This is a genomic window from Bacillus cereus group sp. Sample62, from assembly GCF_036851315.1.
GTDB lineage: Bacteria > Bacillota > Bacilli > Bacillales > Bacillaceae_G > Bacillus_A > Bacillus_A wiedmannii.
The window spans coordinates 2,068,391-2,087,443 of the sequence record NZ_JAFLPK010000001.1 but is presented as its reverse complement, the minus strand read 5'-3'; the positions used below and the strand labels follow the sequence as shown (position 1 = coordinate 2,087,443).

Below are 19,053 nucleotides of genomic sequence, written 5' to 3'. Positions count from 1 at the left end.
TAGGTTCTACCAATAGTGTAAAGTTTTTCTCTTTACTTTTCAATATATGCAGCTTGTTTTTATTTTAATCCTTCAACGATGTCTGATAGTTCACTCCATCTTTCCATCGTTTTTTCTAGCTCTTCTTCTGTTTTCTGCTGTGCTTCAGATAATTCTTGTGCCTTTGTGAAGTCAGATCCAACTTTCGCAAGCTCTTCTCCAATTGACTCAATTTTCTCTTCTAGTTCGGCAATTGTATCTTCAATTGTTTCCCATTCACGCTGCTCATTGTATGAAAGTTTACGTTTACGTTGTTGTTTCGGAGCTTCTTCTACCACTTTTTTCTCTTTTTGAACTTCCGCCTTCTCAATAAGCTCTTTCGTCTTTTCCATTTCTAAAAAGTCCGTATAACTACCTAGGAATTCACGCACTTCGCCTCCGCCACTAAAGATGAACAATTCATCTACTACTTTATCTAAGAAGTAACGGTCATGCGATACAGTTAAAACGACACCTGGGAAATCTTCTAAATAATCTTCCAGTACTGTTAATGTTTGTGTATCTAGATCATTCGTAGGTTCATCCAGTAATAGTACGTTTGGTTCTCCCATTAAAATACGTAATAAATATAAACGTCTTCTTTCACCACCAGATAGTTTACCAAGTGGTGTACCATGTGAATGCGTCGGGAATAAGAAACGTTCTAGCATTTGAGATGCACCAATTACTTTTCCATCTGTCGTATGAATAACTTCTGCAATCTCTTTAATGTATTCAATCATACGTTGATTTAAATTCATCTCTTCGTTTTCTTGCGTATAATAAGCAACTTTTACAGTTTGCCCTACTTCAACTTCACCACTATCAGGAGATAGCTTACCTGCAAGCATATTTAAAAGAGAAGATTTCCCACTTCCATTCGCTCCAATGATTCCGATACGATCTCCTGGTTTCACAATATGATTAAAGTTGTGTAATACCGTTTTATCACCGAATTTTTTCGTTACATCTTTTAACTCAAGTACTTTTTTCCCAAGGCGACTCCCGCTAAGCGCAATATCAACTGACTGTTTTGCAGCTGGTCCTTCTTGACCTTTTAACTCATCAAATCGTTGAATACGTGCTTTTTGCTTTGTCGAACGAGCTTTTGCACCGCGGCGGATCCATGCTAGTTCGCGGCGATATAGGTTTTGACGTTTTGATTCTTGCGCAATTTCTTGTTCTTCACGAAGTGCTTTCGCTTCTAAAAACGTACTGTAATTCCCTTCATAACTATACAGTTTTCCATTGTCTAATTCGAAAATACGATTCGTCACACGATCTAAGAAATAACGATCATGGGTTACAAGTAATACGGCACCATTATATCGTGCTAAATATTCCTCTAACCATTCCACTGTCTCATGGTCAAGATGGTTCGTAGGCTCATCTAAAATTAATAGATCCGGTGTTTCAATAAAACATTGCGCCATTGCAATACGCTTTTTTTGTCCACCAGATAGGTTTCCAACAGTTGCTGTAAAATCAGTAATTCCTAATTTCGTTAATAACGATTTTGCATTCGCATTTGCTTCCCATGCATTCATCGCATCCATACGTTGCTGCACTGCAAATAATTGTTCCTGTACTTTTTCATTACTTGGATCTTTTTCGATATTTAATAACGATTGTTCATAATCACGAAGAAGACGAATTAAAGGTGTATCACCATGGAACACTTGCTCTAATACTGTTAGTTTTTCATCAAACTCTGGTTGCTGTGATAAATAACTAATTGTATAACCACGTGAATGCGTCATATCACCTGTATCAGGAGTTTCTAACCCTGCAATAATTTTTAATAATGTCGATTTACCAGTACCGTTTACACCAATAATCCCGACACGTTGTCCTTCTGTAATACTACATGATAATCCATCAAATAACGGTTTTTCTCCGTATGATTTCGATAAGTTTTCCACAGTTAACATTTTCATATTTGTGCATTCCACTCTTTCATAAATTGTTCAATAAACTGTTCCATATAACGATGACGAACTTCAGCCTCTTGTTTTGCTGCGTTCGTGTTCATTAAGTCTTTTAGTTTCAAAAGTTTTTCATAAAAATGATTTAAAGATGGATCGTTATTTTTTCTATATTCATCTTTCGTCATCACTTCACGCGGAGGAATAGTTGGATCATACATTAATCTCCCTTTCGCTCCACCATACGCAAATGTGCGAGCTATTCCAATTGCCCCAAGAGCGTCTAAGCGATCCGCATCTTGAACAAGCTTCCCTTCAAGTGACTCCACTTTACCGCCATGACCACCTTTATAAGACATATTGGCAATGATATGAAGAACATGTTTACTTTCCTCTTCTTCCACATGTAATTCTTCTAACCAATCAGAAACTTTTTTCATTCCTGCTTCTTCACTTTCATTTAACTTCTCATCTGCCACATCGTGAAGTAATGCAGCCATTTCAATTATAAAACGATTTCCCCCTTCTTGCTCGGATAAAGAAATCGCCAGTTTATGTACGCGTTCAATATGATACCAATCATGCCCACTCGCATCTTTTTCTAAAATATGTTTTACAAAAGTAATTGTTTTTTGAATCTTTTCTTGTTTTGTCATTTTATCTTCACCCAGTTACCTATTGTAACACGCCCGCATTTTTTCATCACATATTTTCTTGTCCGCCCATACACTGAGTGGTAAGCATCATCATGGAGGAGGAATAAATATGTTCTATAATAATCAACCACCTTATCCACAACAACCATTTTACCCTCAGCAACAGGACCAAAGATACACAGAACAATATGAAGAACAAGAGCAACAATATGAACAAAATCCATACGAAACACCGCAAAACCAAGAAGCTAATTATCAACAAAACGCATACGACACACGTCCTAATTATGAATATCCTCAAAACCCATATGCAGCACCACAAAATCAAGAACAACAATTTCAGCAAAATCCATACGACACACGTCCAAATTACGAATATCCTCAAAATCCATATGCAACACCGCAAAATCAAGAACAACAATTTCAGCAAAATCCATATGTAGCACCACAAAATCAAGAACAACAATATCAACAAAATCCATACGTAAATCAGCCACAACAACCGCAATACCAACAACAAATGTACCAGCCAAACTACGATGCACGTGTCTCACCGCCTAAACCACCAACAATTGATCCGACACAACCACAAATTTTACCTCCTGGACCAACATTTGATATTACACAACCACAAATCTTACCCCCTGGACCAATTACAGAACCAACACAACAACAAATTCAACAAGTTGTCGGTACTCAGTTTTTACCTTTAAAGAAACCTGTACTAGATTTCGTAAAACCTTGGGTAGATTACGGTTTAAATGAAGCAAAACATACATCACACAAACACGCTTTAACAGAAGTTGCTGCGATTATGTTTTTAGTTGGGAAAGGATTCAATCCTACGATTGCACATTATATTGTGGAATCTTGGGAGAAGAATGAGCAGTTTTAGAGGTTTTTATTCTCACAAAACTATAAAAGTGTCACAAATGCCTATTTCATAAGCATTTGTGACACTTTTTGTTTGTTATGTTGAATTTCATTTCAATACTGAATTACTGCAGTTACCTTTTCCTTCTAGGACCTACAATTAATTTAATCGCCGTTCTTTCTTGATCATTAATAGTAACCTCTTGAAATGCTGGAACAAAAGCCAAATCAATACCACTTGGAGCAACAAATCCTCTTGCGATTGCAATTGCTTTAATCGCTTGATTTATAGAACCTGCCCCAATCGCTTGGATTTCCACATTGCCACTTGTTCTTAGTACACCAGCTATTGCACCTGCTACTGAATTTGGTTTTGATTTTGAAGATACCTTTAATATATTTTCCATGTAAGTTGCTCCCTCTATTATTTAATCGCTCTTTTGTTACGGTTTAAAATATTTCAACGTATCTTTTATTACTATTCACACCAAAAGCAAACAATGCTACATATGTACATTCATTCGATACTTTTCGTCTTCTTCCTGCCCCACTACGTAAATAAAAGATAATAACCATAAACTCTAATATACAAACACTTCAAAATAGACATTCACTTAAACGATCACATCATTGCAACTGAGGATAATGGTTTTACTTTCACATGTAAAATATGCGTGCCCGCTTTACTTCAATCTTTCAAGATATTCCACTGATATTTCCACCAAAACATCAACCTTTTCTTCTTCAAAATCGTTACAGCTACTATTCTATTACTATATTTCATCGTATTCGCACTTTATACTCCAAATCTATCACCTTTTATATAAGACAAGCATAAAATACTATGAGTATACACTTCATTCATAATAGGAGGTAATATATTGGGTTCATACTATCATTCTTCAAATTCAAATAAAAAATGTTCATGTAACTCTTCTTCCAGTTCATATAAAAAATGTTCATGTAACTCTTCTTCCAGTTCATATAAAAAATGTTCATGCGACCATTCACATAAAAAAAGCTGTCCAGCATATGGCACTTTTTGGCAAACTGAGTTTATAACTGTTCCTTTCGGAGATCCTTTTCCATTTAATCACGTTGGCCCTATAGCAGGAGGAGTTTCCTTACTAAATCCTACTACTATACAATTTAGTCAAGCTGGTGATTATAGAGTTTCTTTCATTTCAACGATTAACACTACTTCAAATCCTGTATTTCCACATATTCCAGTCATGACTATATTTTTAAATAATAATCCACTTGCTAATAGTCAAGGTGATTTCGCTTTCCAAATGAATACTTCATCAAATAACGAATGTCTTCAACTAGCAGGTGAAACGATTGTTACAGTGACAGCTAATTCCACTCTTCAACTGAAAAATAATAGTGGTTTTAATCGTCAAAGTATTGCAACTTGTGATAATGGTATTAATTCAGTTGAATTAACAGTTATAAAACTAAGTTAATAATCCTCTTCACATTCAGATGCTATTTCAGCATCTTTTTTTATTGAATAATGTTCTTTTGATTCCTATAATCAAACATAAATTCCATTGTACGTTTCTGTTAATCTAATAAACATGAAAAAAGTACCGAACTCTTCTACAAAAGTTCGGTACTTTTTATATTAAAAACTTCTCATTCTTTCTTACTTCTCCACATAAACCGACTTAACAATTGTACGATCATACGGTAGTCCTTCTTTATTCGTCCCTTTTATATCCATCGTAACGTTATATACTCCTGGCTGCTTTATGTCCTTCAAAGCGCCAGTAAACGTATTATTATTACCATTTTGTAATTCATTGTATTCAGAGACTAGTTTCCCTTCTTTATTAACTACTCTTACTGTTATAGAAAGATCCCCTTTCATTTCAGGTGCCACAGGTGATTTTTTCAGTTTATACTCAGATTTATTCACTTTAACTTTTGTAGGCATTTGGAGAACAAATGGTGCACCATCCTTGTAATCGCTTACAATTAAAAATGCATCTTTCGACTGCTTCGCCATCATTTTAACTTTCCATTCTCCTACATCCATTTTATCAAATTTAAATGTTCTAATTGTCGCACCACCAAAGAAAGATTCACCTTCACCAGTAGTAATAACGCTATCCTTATTTGTATACATTTTTCCTTTTGGAGACATCATTTGTACTTCTACATCAGAAGACGCTGTTAAGATTGAAACGATTCCTTCAGTTTTTTTATCAACCGTAACAGTTTGCTCTATCCATTGATTTTGTGGCAATTCTCCTCCTAATATGTTTTGATTTGAAGTTGTATTTAATTGTTCTATATTTTCATTTGAACTAGTACTGGATGCTACTAAAGCTGGTACAGCTACATTTGCTGTACGTAAATATGGTTCAATTCGAGAGAAAACAGCAGATCCTTTTCGTATATTATCATGATCAAATCTGGAATCTGTAAATAAATGCGTTCCATATGGCAGCTTAGCACTCCACTCATTTACTAGTCCATCATTTGAACCGTATGATGACAAATATAACCCGCCCATAGATAGCGCAGAAAATACTGGTCCCCAGCTAGTCCCAGTAGCTGTATAGTAACGGTTTAATTTAGCTGCTGGATTATTATCAATCGTTGAACGAAATTTTGCCATTTCGCCCATTTGTAATGAGTACGTACCATCATCTTTTTGACCTAATATAGAAGCCAACCATCCTGCCCACCAACTATATGATAAATCCGCTAAATTTGAACCATGATGTGGCGTCGCAAGCGTAATAACATTTCCGACAAATCGATTTGCACCATATCCTACTAACGCAGCTTGTGTATCGATACCGCCTTTACTATGTGCAACAATATTAACTTTTTTACCGAAATGATTATATATTTCTTCTAACTTTTGTGCTAATAATTTTCCGTTATCCCACTGACTAGCTGACCCTTTCCCAGCAGCATCATATAATTGTATAAATACTGTTTGATAACCTGCTTTTAAAGCATAGTCATACATATCATTTATATCGTGATACACTGTCTTTCCATACCAACTATCAGCATTCCCATTCCTCCCTTGTACAAAAAGAATCGGAGGCTTATTCTCATCGTAATTAGCAGGTTTTTGACCTAAAAACCATTCTCCAGGTGTAAATACTTCTTTATCTGGAAATCCCGTTTTAATTTCTTTTACTTCCTCCGCCTCTACCTTCGTACTAACAGCCATCGGAGTCATAATAAAAAATGCGAGAAGTAATAACATACACCTTTTCAAAACCCTCATTAACATTCCCCCTTTTTTGAAAGGAAGCACTATTTTTACTCTAGTTATTTTTGCATGTGAAATAAATAGTAACTGTCCTTTCTTATGAAACGTTATTCTCTCAACATGTATTCATTCCTTTTCCTATTCAGCTCATTAAAAATTTCTCAACATATTTCTAGCTAAAAAAGCTGCGTATAAAAGGTCTATTTCATAACCTTTTATACGCAGCTTCTTTCTTATAAATCAATGATATACTCATCATCATATTTATCGTATTGGAGCCCTGATCCTATTTTTGATTCTGTAACTTGATCTCTTAAAAACGGTGCAGCTTCCATTTTGCTAGTTGCAATTTCAATTCCATATTTTTTCGTTAAATGGGCTAATTCTATTAAAAACCACTCTCTTCGTAATGTAACTGGAATATCAAATGTTCTTCTTTTCATATATAATAGCACCTCTTTAATTTCATAACTTAATGAACATCATTACATGCACGTGTGAAAACTACCTTTCATCACTAACATCCAATGAAACATTATAGTATATGCATGTCCATTTTAAACGTGCTATTACAAAACAATATTTCAGTTTACATAATCATATTATGTAAGAGTAGAAGAGAAAGGTATATCCCTTCCCTTCTACTCTAGAAATTTAAATTAAGAACATCTTGGTACACCTAAAGCTAAGAATAAACCTGCTACTCCCGCAGTAATCGGTACTTTTAACGTAATAACATCGTCTACTTTCGTTACTAAAAAGAAAGCATTACCTTCTTGTAATATACAAGTTACCAATAATTGAAATTCCATTTAAACCCCCTCCTTTCAATCGGTATATTATACTTTATGAATTCTCTTTAAAAATGTAATAGGAAATATATCTATTTTTCCTTATATATAAAATAAATGTTTATAAGTCTATTAAAAATACTAATTTTCTAAATTTATATAAATCGTGTAATATCCAATAATTTCCTATATAATCAATAGTGAAAATCTTACAAATGGAGGTATAAAAATGGCGATTTTGAGTAATATTGGTGCAGCTTTATTTTTTATTGCTTTTATTCTTTTAATACTATGTATCATTTCATTCTTTAAGAAAAATGGAAAAGCAAAACAATACGGTCGTCCTGCCGTTATTCTTTTTATGATTTCAATTCTCTTAACAGGAATGGGCACTACAAAATCTGAACACCCAGTCATCGATTTTTTTGCTACTTTAAGTTTAATTTTATTTATTTTTTTCCTTGTTCTAGCAATCTTATCTGTAGTTAAAAAGACAGGTGTAGCAAAAAAACAATTTATTATCACTGCTATTTTATTTGTTATTTTTGGTGCGTTATCAAGTATTTCAAACCCTACTTCTGAAAAAACGACAGTAACTAGTAAAAAAGTTGCTTCTAACACTACAGAACAAAAAGATAGCGACAAAAAAGAACTAGAAAAGAAAGAGGCAGACGAAAAAACTCAAAAGCAAGAAGATGAGAAGCGTCAAGCCGAGGAACAAGCTCGTAAGCAAGAGGATGAAAAACGCCAAGCCGAAGAACAAGCTCGCAAACAACAAGAGGATGAAAAACGCCAAGCCGATGAACAAGCTCGCAAACAACAAGAAGAGCAAAAACGTCTAGCTGATGAACAAGCTCGTAAACAACAAGAAGAGCAAAAACGTCAGGCTGATGAACAGGCTCGTAAACAACAAGAAGAGCAAAAACGCCAAGCTGATGAACAAGCTCGTAAACAACAAGAAGAGCAAAAACGTCAGGCTGATGAACAGGCTCGCAAACAACAAGAGGAACAGAAAAAAGCACAGCAAGCTCAAACACAACCTGCTTCAGGTAGCAATAGTAATGTAACCTACGCAAATTGTGCCGCAGTTAGAAGTGCTGGGAAAGCTCCTTTATATAGAGATCAACCAGGATATAGTCGGAAACTAGATAAAGATGGCGATGGAGTTGCATGTGAAAAATAGTAATTACCTTTGGACAAACGTTTTTTAAAAGCGTTTGTTCTTTTATTTTTGGTTCCTTTTTTTGAAATTCCACAGGCGATCTGCGAAGAAAATGAATGGTGTCGGCAACTTGTAAACAAGTAAATGTTATGACAAGTGCAATATTACGAGCAACTCGTTCAATTCAATTTTTATACTGGGTATTCATTCAACCAAATTAACGCTTCTTCATATTCATCAAAAAATTTTACGGATTCTTTCGTATTAGACTGTTGCAAATAAGTCAGTATCTCCCCTTCTTCAAGAAGAAATGCAATTGCTTTACTATGATTCAAAATGGTTTCATTGAAGAACTTATCTTTCCATACTTTTTGAACAGAAAAATGATTTGGCGTGTATCCTTTTCTATCTACCAATAATTTGTATTTCCGTCCCTCGGAAATAAATTGCTGACAAACCTGCTCAAAGCTATTAAACCATTCATACACATCGTCTGTTTTAATCTGGCCAATTAGATGGGTAACAATCAAATCTCCTGAAACAGTTGTGCTAATATTCTGCTTACTCAACTTATAATCATCCCCCTTAGTTACAATTATGCGGAAAAACCGCATAAAATCAATAAAGATAAAATTCTTACTTGACACTCCCACCCCATCGCTATCAACCTAAGCTCATGTAACGTCAATTATAAGCGAGATTGTGTCTTTTTTCGCAACTCTATATGTAGATGATTTAAAGATTTGCATACAAAATAACCCCTACCCCTAATGAGGTTCCTTTTTGAATTAAGCCGCTTAATTATCAGACATGGTACCTTTGTAAACGACACCCAATATATGAAAGACTGTTTTCTTCTCATATCGATGGGATTTCCGTCCATCATTTACCGCCTCAAATCTATTCGTTTTGCACGTATATTCAAAACAAAATATATGACAAATAAATTACGATAGTTACTGTAATAATGCTAAAAAGTGTTGAAAATAAAACAATTTGTGCATGTAATTCAGGCTCTATTTGATACTCCATAGCAATGGTTGATGTATTTCTTGAAGTAGGAAAAGAACTTGCAATAAATAATGATTGTGCAACAATACCATCAATGTTTAGTAGGTAGATCATGGCAAGTGCTAATAATGGTCCCATCAGTAATCTTCCAATTAAAGCCCATGTTATGACTCGATGGAAAAAATTAAGCTTAATGTTGGATAATTGCGCTCCTAGCAATATGAGTGCTATTGCAACAAAACTATTCGCAAGCTGATTAAGAGGTAGAAAGATAGAATTAGGTATTTGAATTGTAAAAGATTGAAAGAGAACCCCTAATACGAGCGCATGAAATACAGGCAGTCTTAGAAATGATTGAATAATACTTCCGATTGTTTTTGTTGCTGATAGTAAGTTATATATCCCATATGAATAAGTTAAAAGATTCTGGAAAATGACAATGAAAATCTGAATGGAAACCCCCACTGGGTTGTGACTGAAAATCAATTGACTTACTGGTAATCCATAATTACCGGAATTCATTAACGAAATGCTATTTTTTAGAGCTGCACTTTCTCCTTTTTCTAACTTTAATGTTTTTGAAATGAAATGACTTACTATGATCAGACTCAGACTATAAAGCATTAAATAGTATATTATCTGGAGCAACACATCTGTTTCTATACGAATATCATATATATTCACAAATACAGCCGCTGGCATCAAGCAATAAGTAATAAGTGTAGATAGTTGCTTTAAGTCAAATTGAAACTTTCTTTGTAAGATTGCACCAATTAGCATTAATATTAATATCGGTAATATTACGTCTAATATAATAAAAGCAAACATTTTCAACCTCATTCTAAATATATTTTAGTCGGATTAAACGCTTTACTAAATATGGGCCACATATAATTCATCGGAAAACACCCTTAGTTCTCAATAATAAGAAAACTAAAATCAATAATATGAAAATGCGCATCAAAAATTCTCATTGCATTTCCCTCCCCTCTTTTTTCTTTAACATATCAAATATAACTCATAAAGAAAATTATGGATTATTTATACAAATTCATAATTTTACCTTATCGAACTAAACTGTATTCTTTAGTTTAAGTGTACTTTTTCACAATATCTATTAGCCTTACTAAAGAATCTGGTCCTAAACATATGAGGATTTTTCTTCCACTGTTCCCATGCTTTAAAAAAGCTTTTTATTTCTGCACATAAGGCTCTACGAATCGCTTGAACAGAGTTTGATTGCACGCCCCAATAGTTCATAGCAGCTTGCATGGCAGCATCCACTTCTTTTACAGTAGTCATTTTATTATGATTCAAATAACTTTGTTTAATCGTGTACAAGCCAACATTTCGCACAGTTCAAGAGATTGTCAAAAATTCAGTGAGAAAATAAGTTTGTGAGAAAACCTTTTGTTCCGTTGTGAAGATTATGGTTAATCTTCATTATTAGGAGAATAATATTTTTGGGTAGCGACTATTTTACAAAAGAAAAAACGCAGGCGAAGTTCCTACGTTCTTCTTTATAAATATATTAAAAAGAGGTTTGATATAATTTCAAAAATGGCATAAGGGAAAAAATTTTAAAATTGCATGTAAGGATTTTTTTCTTTAACAATACTATTTTATCAAGACATATTTCACATAAAACTACAAATCATCATTTACCATATTGCCCTTAGTTACGGAAGCAATTATACTAGATATAATTAAGATAAATAATCTGAATATTCTCAGAATTAGAGGTAACACTTTTATTACTACGCACAAATAGAAAGATACATTCTATTTTCCACTAAATAGACTAGAAAACGATAATAACATTAGGAGGATTACGATGCACCAGCTTGATTCATTACATCCTATTATAGAAAAAATAATTAACAATATTGAAAAGTTAATGGTCGGAAAACGAAAAGAAACGATCTTAGCTTTGACAGCTTTCTTAGCTGAAGGTCATGTACTATTAGAAGATGTTCCTGGCGTTGGGAAAACAATGTTAGTACGTGCTCTTTCTAAATCTATTGATGCTGATTACAAGCGCATTCAATTCACACCTGATTTACTGCCGTCAGATGTTACAGGTGTTTCTATTTATAATCCGAAAGAGCTCCAATTTGAGTTCAAACCTGGACCAATCATGGGGAATTTTATACTTGCTGATGAAATTAATCGTACATCTCCAAAAACACAGTCTGCCTTACTTGAAAGTATGGAAGAAGGCAATATTACAATAGATGGCAGGACAAGACCGTTACCAAAACCATTCTTTGTAATGGCTACACAAAATCCGGTCGAATATGAGGGAACATATCCTTTACCAGAAGCACAGCTCGATCGTTTCTTATTGAAACTAAAAATGGGATATCCTACACCAGAAGAAGAATTTGAAATTTTAAACAGGATGGAAAAAACAAATCCCCTCTCCCATTTACAAGCTATTACAACAATAGAAGAATTACTTTATTTACAACAGAGCGTACGGGAAATAAGCATGGACAAAGCAATCAAGCATTACATTGTAAAGCTTGTTAGTCAGACTCGTTCTTATAGTTCTATACAGCTTGGTGCAAGTCCACGTGGCTCAATTGCTTTAATGAAAGCTTCACAAGCCTATGCATTCATCCATGGTAGAAATTATGTTATTCCAGACGATGTTAAATTTTTAGCTCCTTACGTATTGGCTCACAGGCTCATTCTAAAAATGGAAGCAAAATTTGAAGGAATTACAGGAGAACAAGTTATCACAAAAATCGTTGCGCGAACTACCGTACCTACTCAAAGGAAGATGAACCTTTAATGAAACGGATACTACGAGCACTCTATCATGTTACTAAGTTATCACTCATTCCGTTATGCCTAGTCTTAACATTTGTATACGCTATGCTTCAAGGTGGATTTGTAAGTTGGTTTTTATTTTACAGTATGATTCCTATTGGTCTTTATTCACTACTGCTCCCCTTCTATGCTTTACGGAATGCCGAAGTAAAACGAATAACAAATCAAGACGAATATGTAGCAGGAGAACCATTTTTAAGTACGATTACAATAAAAAGAAGTTTTCCATTTCCCTTACTTTATTTAATTATAGAAGATGAACTTCCATTACAGTTCACAAATTGTAAACAAACGAAAGTAAATAAGGTAATACTCTTTCCAGGATTGAAACGAAATATTTCGTTTCAATATGCAATTGACACAATACCTAGAGGAGAGCACACTTTTTCAAGCGTACGTGTCAAAACTGGTGATCTATTCGGTATGATGGAGAAAGAAGTAACTTTTTCAGTTCTAGATACATTTTTAGTCTACCCTCAGTATGTAGATATAACATATCGACAAATGGAAAACCATTTCGAACAAGGAGCACTTTCAGCAAATATAAATTTAGTAAAAGACTCTACCATTTCTGTCGGTGTGAGAGACTATAAACCTGGTGACCGCTTTTCATGGATTGATTGGAAAGCAACTGCACGAACAAACAACATTATGACGAAAGAGTTTGAACAACAGCGCAGCCATAATATTATGATATTCATGGACAGAACCCCATCCCCTTTATTCGAATCAGTCGTCACATTTACTGCCTCTATTGTCAGGTCTGTCTTGAAGCAAAATTCACCAGCGTCATTCGTATCTGTCGGAAAAGAACGAACTTTTTTCCCTTTAGACAATGGAGATGGTCAGTTACATCAAATCTTTTGTCATTTAGCGAAGGTACAAGCAGATAGTGTATTCCCGCTCTCCCGGAGTGTAGAAATGGAATTAAGAAAAATTTATGAGCCCGTCACGATTATACTCGTGACAAGCGATCTTTCTCCCGATATTCAAAAGGCGGCTGACTTTGCTGCTATAAAAAATAGAAAATTAATGGTGTTTGTCATGAAAGAAAAAGCAAATCAACTCTCACATCGAGAACTAAGTATTCTAGAAACTCTACAAAAACGAAAAATATTTGTAAATATGGTTTATGGAAACCAGTATACAAACGTGTTTTTTGAGGTGAGCAAATGATAACATTACAGGAAAAAAAACAATTGGATATGACTAGATTTTTCATGCATGCATGCGCATTTCTACTTTTACTAGAATGGCTAAGGCCCCTCGTAGGTATTACAAACGTAGGTAGATTAGATGTTTTCGTAATCTTTATAGGGATTTGCTTCACTCTCTCTTTTTTTCAAATAAAATGGCAGATTCCAATAAAAATCGTCACGATTTTATTCATCATTCATTTCCTATATTATAAAAATGCTTTTATAAATCCATCTTGGCTAACGAAATTTTCCACTGATATTTCTCGAAATTCCTCCTTGTTATTTCAGGGGAATTTGCTGGATATCTCTCCAGTTTTTCCAACACTTTTATTTTTTTTATCCTTTTGGTTTTTGAGTGCTTTCATCTCGTTTTGGATGATTCATAAAAAACGTGGGTTGTTATTTCTTATATTGACTACTATTTATATCACCATTTTTCATAACTTACATTTATACAATGCAAACTACGCTATTATTCGTACTGTTGTCATCGGCTTTTTTATGCTTAGTCTTCTTCGCATAGAACGAATAAAAGAGATGGAACACTTACAAAATTTTGCTAGAGAAATCTCAAAATTACTTAGACCTCTTACAATATTTATTGTATTGTCAGCAACCATTGCATACTTTGCTCCAAAATTTGGCCCTCAATGGCCAAACCCAATGGATTTTTTAAAATTCAATACATCCGAAGCTAGTAAAAAGCAAGAAGTTTCTAAAATTGGGTATGGTTTAGATGACTCGCGATTAGGCGGTCCTTTTAAGGCGGATCCTACAATTGTTTTCACAGCACAAACGCAAAACAAACAATATTGGAGAGTCGAAACGAAAGATTTTTATACAGGAAAAGGCTGGGAAGTTTCTGAAAATCAAAAAAAGATTTCTTTTAAAAATAAAAACGACGTCGTGAGCTGGTACGAACAACATACAAAAACGGAGGCAACTGAGGCAACAATCACCATGCAAAAAAGTTATCCTCACCTTACCTATCCAGCAGGATTAGTATCTGTCGAGGCTTCTTCTAATGTATCATACAGTGTTGACCCATTTTCAGAAAAAATCTATACGATGGACGGAGACTCTTCTACTACTTTACATTCATATAAAGTAACATATGAGATCCCGGAGTTTTCCATAGAAAACTTGAAAGCTGTAAACACGAATGAAGGCCAAGAAACAAATCCTTATTTCATGACAAAGTACACGCAACTTCCCGAATCATTACCGCAGCGAGTGAGAAACTTAGCTGTTAATCTAACAAATGATAAAGACAACCGATATGATAAAGTACTGGCTATTGAAAACTACTTCACCGACCATTCTTTCGTATATGAAACAATGAATGTCTCGTTCCCTACCAAAAACCAAGATTATGTTGATCAATTCCTTTTCGATACAAAAAGCGGCTACTGTAATAATTTTTCGACATCTATGATTGTGTTACTTCGTTCTGCTGGGATTCCTGCTCGTTGGGTAAAAGGTTATACAGAAGGAACTCTAGATAATACACTTGTGGGTGCAGAAGGTGAGGATGTTTATAAAATCGCGAACGATAACGCACACTCTTGGGTCGAAGTATATTTCCCAGGATACGGATGGATTCCATTCGAACCAACAAAGGGATTTACTAATCCCTATACTTTTACAAATAATACGCCTGCTCCTACTTTACAAAATAGCGAAGAAACTAATTCTCAAAACACGCAAATGCACCAGAGAAACAATGAAGCAAAGCTCAAAAGTTTAATAGAAGATACAGAGGAATCTTCTACTAAAAAGATTCCAAATTCGAAAAATGGATTTTCTTGGTGGTACGTATTCATCTCTACGATACCGATTAGTATTACAGGATACATTCTCTTCACCACTAGAATGAAGTGGATTACATTTTTTATTATTCTTTTCTATAAATATCGAAAAGACGATGCCGTTTATACAAAAGCTTACAATGCACTTTTAAAACAATTTGCGAGAATTAGTATACCACGAGGGGAAAGTCAAACATTCCGAGAATACGCTCTCCACATCGACACACTTTACAACTCGGCCGATATGCAACAACTTACTTTCAGTTATGAGAACGCTATGTATCAAAAGGGACAGGCCGCAGCAGAATGGAAGAAATCTGTACACTTATGGGAAGTTCTTATGAAAAAAGCAGCTTCTCCGCCAAAATCAAATGACTTCCATTCAGTGATTTAATCTTGATCATGTGAGTTGAAAGAAAACGCCTCAAAGAACAATGTAGTTCTTTGAGGCGTTTTTTAATAAAGTGAAATTCCTAGTTATTCCCCAAGTACCTTCTCAATCTCAGCCTCTAACTCTACCGGCTTCGTCTGCGGCGCAAAACGCCCTACTACTTTCCCGTCTTTTCCGATTAGAAACTTAGTAAAGTTCCATTTCACTGCTTTCATACCGAGTAAACCTGGTGCTTGTTCTGTCATGTATGTATACAGAGGATGAGCCTTATCACCTTTCACATCAACCTTTGCAAACATCGGGAAATTTACACCGTAGTTTAACTCACAAAAACTAGTAATATCTGCTTCTGTACCTGGTTCTTGACCTCCGAATTGGTTACAAGGGAAACCAAGTATTTCTAGTCCTTGGTCTTTATATTTATCATATACTTCTTGTAATCCTTTATATTGCGGTGTAAAACCACACTTGCTAGCTACATTTACAATAAGAAGTGCTTTTCCTTCGTAATCTTTTAACGATTTATCTTCTCCTGTTATCGTTTTAGCTGAAAAATCATAAACTGTCATTGTCCTTGCCCCTCTCTTCACTATCATTCTATGTTTATACTATACTACATTCATGAATATACAGCTCTTTTTACGTACTTACGCCCTCAAATGATAGCGCTTTATTTCCGTTCGAAAATTCGACACAAACTACTAGACTTTTATGTTGGAAAGTTTTACAATTGAATTGTGAACAAAATGTGACAGTTTATATTCCATTATAAAAGAAAAGGATGGTGTTCATTATGAAAACTGCACAACATGAAACGATTTCAAATCGCGAGTTTTATTTCGTACTATATATGCTGTTATTGTATGTGATTGGCTGGGTAATCGATGTAAATGGTTTATTTTTAAGCTCCTACTTTAATTTAGCAGGAGAGATTATGCTTACAATCGTTGGTGGCATAGTTGGACTGTTCGTTATGTCTATCAATAAAGAACAAACGAAATAACAACACTTTAAAAAGGCAGAAGACGAGCTTTCGTTTTCTGCCTTTTTCTATTTTAGCGTATAATAGAAACATACAGTAACTAAGGAGTGGTAACGATGAAAAAAGTAGAGCAGTTATCTTCACACCTATATCTTATTGATGATTTTGATTTACAACACAATGAACGAACTGGTACGTACGTTTTATTAGGTGACGATATTACTTTAATTGAAACTTGTGCAGCCCCTTCTCTTCCGTATATTTTAAACGGCTTACAACAATTACATATTGATTTAAACGATGTAAAAAACATTATCGTTACACATGTTCATTTAGATCACGCCGGGGCTGCTGGTTTAATGATGGAAAAGTGTCCAAATGCTACTTTATATGTGCATTCTCGCGGTGCTCGTCATATGATTGATCCAACAAAACTCATTTTAGGCGCAAAAGCTGTATACAAAGAAGATTTCGATAAACTATTTGATCCAATTCTTCCTATAGAAGAAGAGCGTATTCGTATTGTACAAAATGGTGATACGTTAAAAATTGCCGAAGACCGTACACTTACATTTTACGATACACCGGGACATGCTAAACACCATATTAGCATTCACGATTCATTAACAAATGGCATTTTTACTGGCGATACAATCGGAATTTACTATAGAGAACTCGCAGACCTTGGTGTAGAACTATATTTACCATCAACGTCCCCTTCACAATTCCAACCAGATGCGATGATTGCTTCTAAAAATCACATTCAAAGTATGAATGTAGATACTATTTATTTCGGTCATTACGGTGCATCATCCAATGTTACAGAAGTATATAACCAACTGGAACATTGGTTACCTATTTTCGTTCATACTGGTAAAGAGGCCTTTGAACAGTATAATGATTTCAATGAAGCGACTAAAGCTTTACAAACTATATTAATGGATAAGATCTCTTCTCACCTTACAAAGGTAAACGTTCCATCAGATCATTCCGTTTATAACATTTTACATCTAGATATAGAAATTAGTGCGATGGGCATTATAGATTATTTCACGAAGCAAGAAAAAGCAAACTCCACTATTAAATAATCGTAAAAGAAGAGATATACAACAGTAGTTATTGTATATCTCTTTTTTCTTTGAATATATTTTGAATAAAGGATGGTGGAATGTAATGCAAAAAGTGATGCTATATCTCTGCTTCACCTTATTTATCGTCTTATTATTATTTATCGGAGTGAAAATTCAATTTTATTTAGATACAGACGTGCAGGTGAACTTTAACGTTTATCCAAGATTATTCTACTTTACACTCTTCCCTCTTATAGTTGGCATTTTATTACGATTCCTTCAATCCATTAATCGCGAAACGAGTAAACAAATCTGGCGCTTTCAACCGGATAAATTTATCGCGATTACGTTGCCGACGCTATTCATTTCCTTTTCTCCAGCTCTACTCTTTTCACCAGTTGGTGCGTACCTACCTTATTTAGCTAATATTATTCTTATAAATACAACTTTTGTTACGATAATAAGTTTAATAGCTGGCTATTCTCTTTTAGATTGTTTTATACAAAAAGACAAAGAGAATAGTAAGGAATATAACTAAGTGATTTCCCACTTTCACTTTATTATGCAAATCAAGATAATTATGCCCTGACATGTATGCAAAAGAACTTAATGTTCAATTTTTAAGTTTCGTTGGTTATGATAGTTTATTTATAAGTGTCATACTCCTTGTAAGAGTTGCTATACATGCGATAAGGAAATTTATGTAATAACAAAACGAGTATGAAATCGCATAGATTTTATACTCGTTTTTTATTGTTCATATATTTAATTGACAATAGGAAATTTATGTTAAACTTAAGAAAGTCGTGCACTAAGTCAAAATACATTTCAAACAAGGGAGACTTATTATGAAATTAGGGACTTTCTCGTTTCTAATGTTTCTCACAAGCATATGTTCTTTCTTTATTCTAAGAGGACCTAATGCAAATTTAACTTTAGTTATTTCGATACTAGGTATTCTCTCATTACTCGGCATTATTTTTGCGATCGCATCAAAAAATTGGTTATTCGGAATAGTTGGTACAACATTAAATGCAGTAATACTAGTATTTGTATATTTCTTATTGCTAGCAAAAGGAATAGGTGGTTAATAT

The 19,053-nt window shown here is 34.3% G+C and carries 19 protein-coding genes and 1 pseudogene; 10 read left to right on the top strand and 10 right to left on the bottom strand.

Annotated features, from left to right (window positions below; genetic code table 11):
* Positions 1-59: 59 nt before the first annotated feature.
* On the bottom strand, positions 60-1,955 hold the full coding sequence (locus tag J0835_RS10600; RefSeq protein WP_087980943.1) for an ABC-F family ATP-binding cassette domain-containing protein: 1,896 nt from the start codon (positions 1,953-1,955) through the stop codon (positions 60-62).
* A complete protein-coding gene (locus J0835_RS10595; protein ID WP_087980942.1) occupies positions 1,952-2,599 on the bottom strand; it encodes an HD domain-containing protein in 648 nt (215 codons plus the stop codon). The genes J0835_RS10600 and J0835_RS10595 overlap by 4 nt, the downstream gene beginning before the upstream one ends.
* Positions 2,600-2,708: 109 nt before the next feature.
* Here J0835_RS10595 and J0835_RS10590 point away from each other — a divergent pair, with 109 nt between their 5' ends.
* A complete protein-coding gene (locus J0835_RS10590) occupies positions 2,709-3,494 on the top strand; it encodes a hypothetical protein (protein ID WP_087980941.1) in 786 nt (261 codons plus the stop codon).
* A 112-nt stretch (positions 3,495-3,606) separates the two neighbouring features.
* Here the strand turns inward: J0835_RS10590 and spoVS are convergent, their stop codons facing one another.
* Entirely contained in the window at positions 3,607-3,879 is a 273-nt protein-coding gene (gene spoVS / locus J0835_RS10585) for a stage V sporulation protein SpoVS (RefSeq protein ID WP_000427790.1), read from the bottom strand.
* A gap of 474 nt (positions 3,880-4,353) precedes the next feature.
* On the opposite strand from spoVS, the gene J0835_RS10580 reads away from it, so the two are divergent.
* Complete coding sequence (locus tag J0835_RS10580; RefSeq protein WP_002085940.1) at positions 4,354-4,938, top strand: hypothetical protein; 585 nt, start codon at positions 4,354-4,356, stop codon at positions 4,936-4,938.
* Positions 4,939-5,120: 182 nt separating this feature from the next.
* On the opposite strand, the gene J0835_RS10575 is transcribed toward J0835_RS10580, so the two are convergent.
* The 3 genes from J0835_RS10575 to exsG all read right to left on the bottom strand — a co-directional run bounded on the left by J0835_RS10575 (position 5,121) and on the right by exsG (position 7,522).
* Entirely contained in the window at positions 5,121-6,704 is a 1,584-nt protein-coding gene (locus tag J0835_RS10575) for an esterase/lipase family protein (RefSeq protein WP_395940782.1), read from the bottom strand.
* A gap of 239 nt (positions 6,705-6,943) precedes the next feature.
* The gene (locus J0835_RS10570) at positions 6,944-7,153 is read right to left on the bottom strand and encodes a hypothetical protein (protein ID WP_046959276.1); all 210 of its coding nucleotides are present in this window, start codon (positions 7,151-7,153) and stop codon (positions 6,944-6,946) included.
* A 216-nt stretch (positions 7,154-7,369) separates the two neighbouring features.
* Complete coding sequence (gene exsG / locus J0835_RS10565; RefSeq protein ID WP_000395678.1) at positions 7,370-7,522, bottom strand: exosporium protein ExsG; 153 nt, start codon at positions 7,520-7,522, stop codon at positions 7,370-7,372.
* Positions 7,523-7,730: 208 nt separating this feature from the next.
* On the opposite strand from exsG, the gene J0835_RS10560 reads away from it, so the two are divergent.
* A complete protein-coding gene (locus J0835_RS10560) occupies positions 7,731-8,684 on the top strand; it encodes an excalibur calcium-binding domain-containing protein (protein ID WP_087980939.1) in 954 nt (317 codons plus the stop codon).
* A gap of 170 nt (positions 8,685-8,854) precedes the next feature.
* Here J0835_RS10560 and J0835_RS10555 read toward each other — a convergent pair whose 3' ends face one another.
* The 3 genes and pseudogenes from J0835_RS10555 to J0835_RS10545 all read right to left on the bottom strand — a co-directional run.
* Positions 8,855-9,277 carry an STAS/SEC14 domain-containing protein gene (locus J0835_RS10555; RefSeq protein WP_087980991.1) on the bottom strand — a complete coding sequence of 141 codons (423 nt, stop codon included), beginning with the start codon at positions 9,275-9,277 and terminating at the stop codon, positions 8,855-8,857.
* A 307-nt stretch (positions 9,278-9,584) separates the two neighbouring features.
* Positions 9,585-10,502 (bottom strand): AEC family transporter, encoded by a 918-nt coding sequence (locus tag J0835_RS10550; protein ID WP_087980937.1) that lies wholly within the window; start codon positions 10,500-10,502, stop codon positions 9,585-9,587.
* Positions 10,503-10,808: 306 nt separating this feature from the next.
* Positions 10,809-11,030 (bottom strand): annotated as a pseudogene (locus J0835_RS10545) (RNA-guided endonuclease TnpB family protein); the annotation flags it as partial.
* A gap of 478 nt (positions 11,031-11,508) precedes the next feature.
* Between J0835_RS10545 and J0835_RS10540 the strand changes: the two are divergent.
* From J0835_RS10540 to J0835_RS10530, 3 genes are read left to right on the top strand one after another with little or no spacing between them, the layout of a single operon-like run.
* Positions 11,509-12,471: an AAA family ATPase gene (locus J0835_RS10540; protein ID WP_087980936.1), complete on the top strand. Its 963-nt coding sequence runs from the start codon at positions 11,509-11,511 to the stop codon at positions 12,469-12,471.
* Entirely contained in the window at positions 12,471-13,685 is a 1,215-nt protein-coding gene (locus J0835_RS10535) for a DUF58 domain-containing protein (protein WP_087980935.1), read from the top strand. The genes J0835_RS10540 and J0835_RS10535 overlap by 1 nt, the downstream gene beginning before the upstream one ends.
* Positions 13,682-15,910, top strand: coding sequence for a transglutaminase TgpA family protein (locus tag J0835_RS10530; protein ID WP_087980934.1), 2,229 nt, complete (start codon positions 13,682-13,684; stop codon positions 15,908-15,910). The genes J0835_RS10535 and J0835_RS10530 overlap by 4 nt, the downstream gene beginning before the upstream one ends.
* An 83-nt stretch (positions 15,911-15,993) precedes the next feature.
* On the opposite strand, the gene bsaA is transcribed toward J0835_RS10530, so the two are convergent.
* The gene (gene bsaA / locus J0835_RS10525) at positions 15,994-16,476 is read right to left on the bottom strand and encodes a glutathione peroxidase (protein WP_087980933.1); all 483 of its coding nucleotides are present in this window, start codon (positions 16,474-16,476) and stop codon (positions 15,994-15,996) included.
* 224 nt (positions 16,477-16,700) lie between these two features.
* On the opposite strand from bsaA, the gene J0835_RS10520 reads away from it, so the two are divergent.
* From J0835_RS10520 to J0835_RS10505, 4 genes are all read left to right on the top strand, one after another.
* Entirely contained in the window at positions 16,701-16,910 is a 210-nt protein-coding gene (locus J0835_RS10520) for a DUF3925 family protein (protein WP_087980932.1), read from the top strand.
* 86 nt (positions 16,911-16,996) lie between these two features.
* Positions 16,997-17,977, top strand: coding sequence for an MBL fold metallo-hydrolase (locus tag J0835_RS10515; protein WP_087980931.1), 981 nt, complete (start codon positions 16,997-16,999; stop codon positions 17,975-17,977).
* Positions 17,978-18,062: 85 nt separating this feature from the next.
* Positions 18,063-18,497 (top strand): hypothetical protein, encoded by a 435-nt coding sequence (locus J0835_RS10510; protein ID WP_087980930.1) that lies wholly within the window; start codon positions 18,063-18,065, stop codon positions 18,495-18,497.
* 310 nt (positions 18,498-18,807) lie between these two features.
* On the top strand, positions 18,808-19,050 hold the full coding sequence (locus tag J0835_RS10505) for a hypothetical protein (protein ID WP_087980929.1): 243 nt from the start codon (positions 18,808-18,810) through the stop codon (positions 19,048-19,050).
* The last annotated feature ends 3 nt before the right edge of the window (positions 19,051-19,053 follow it).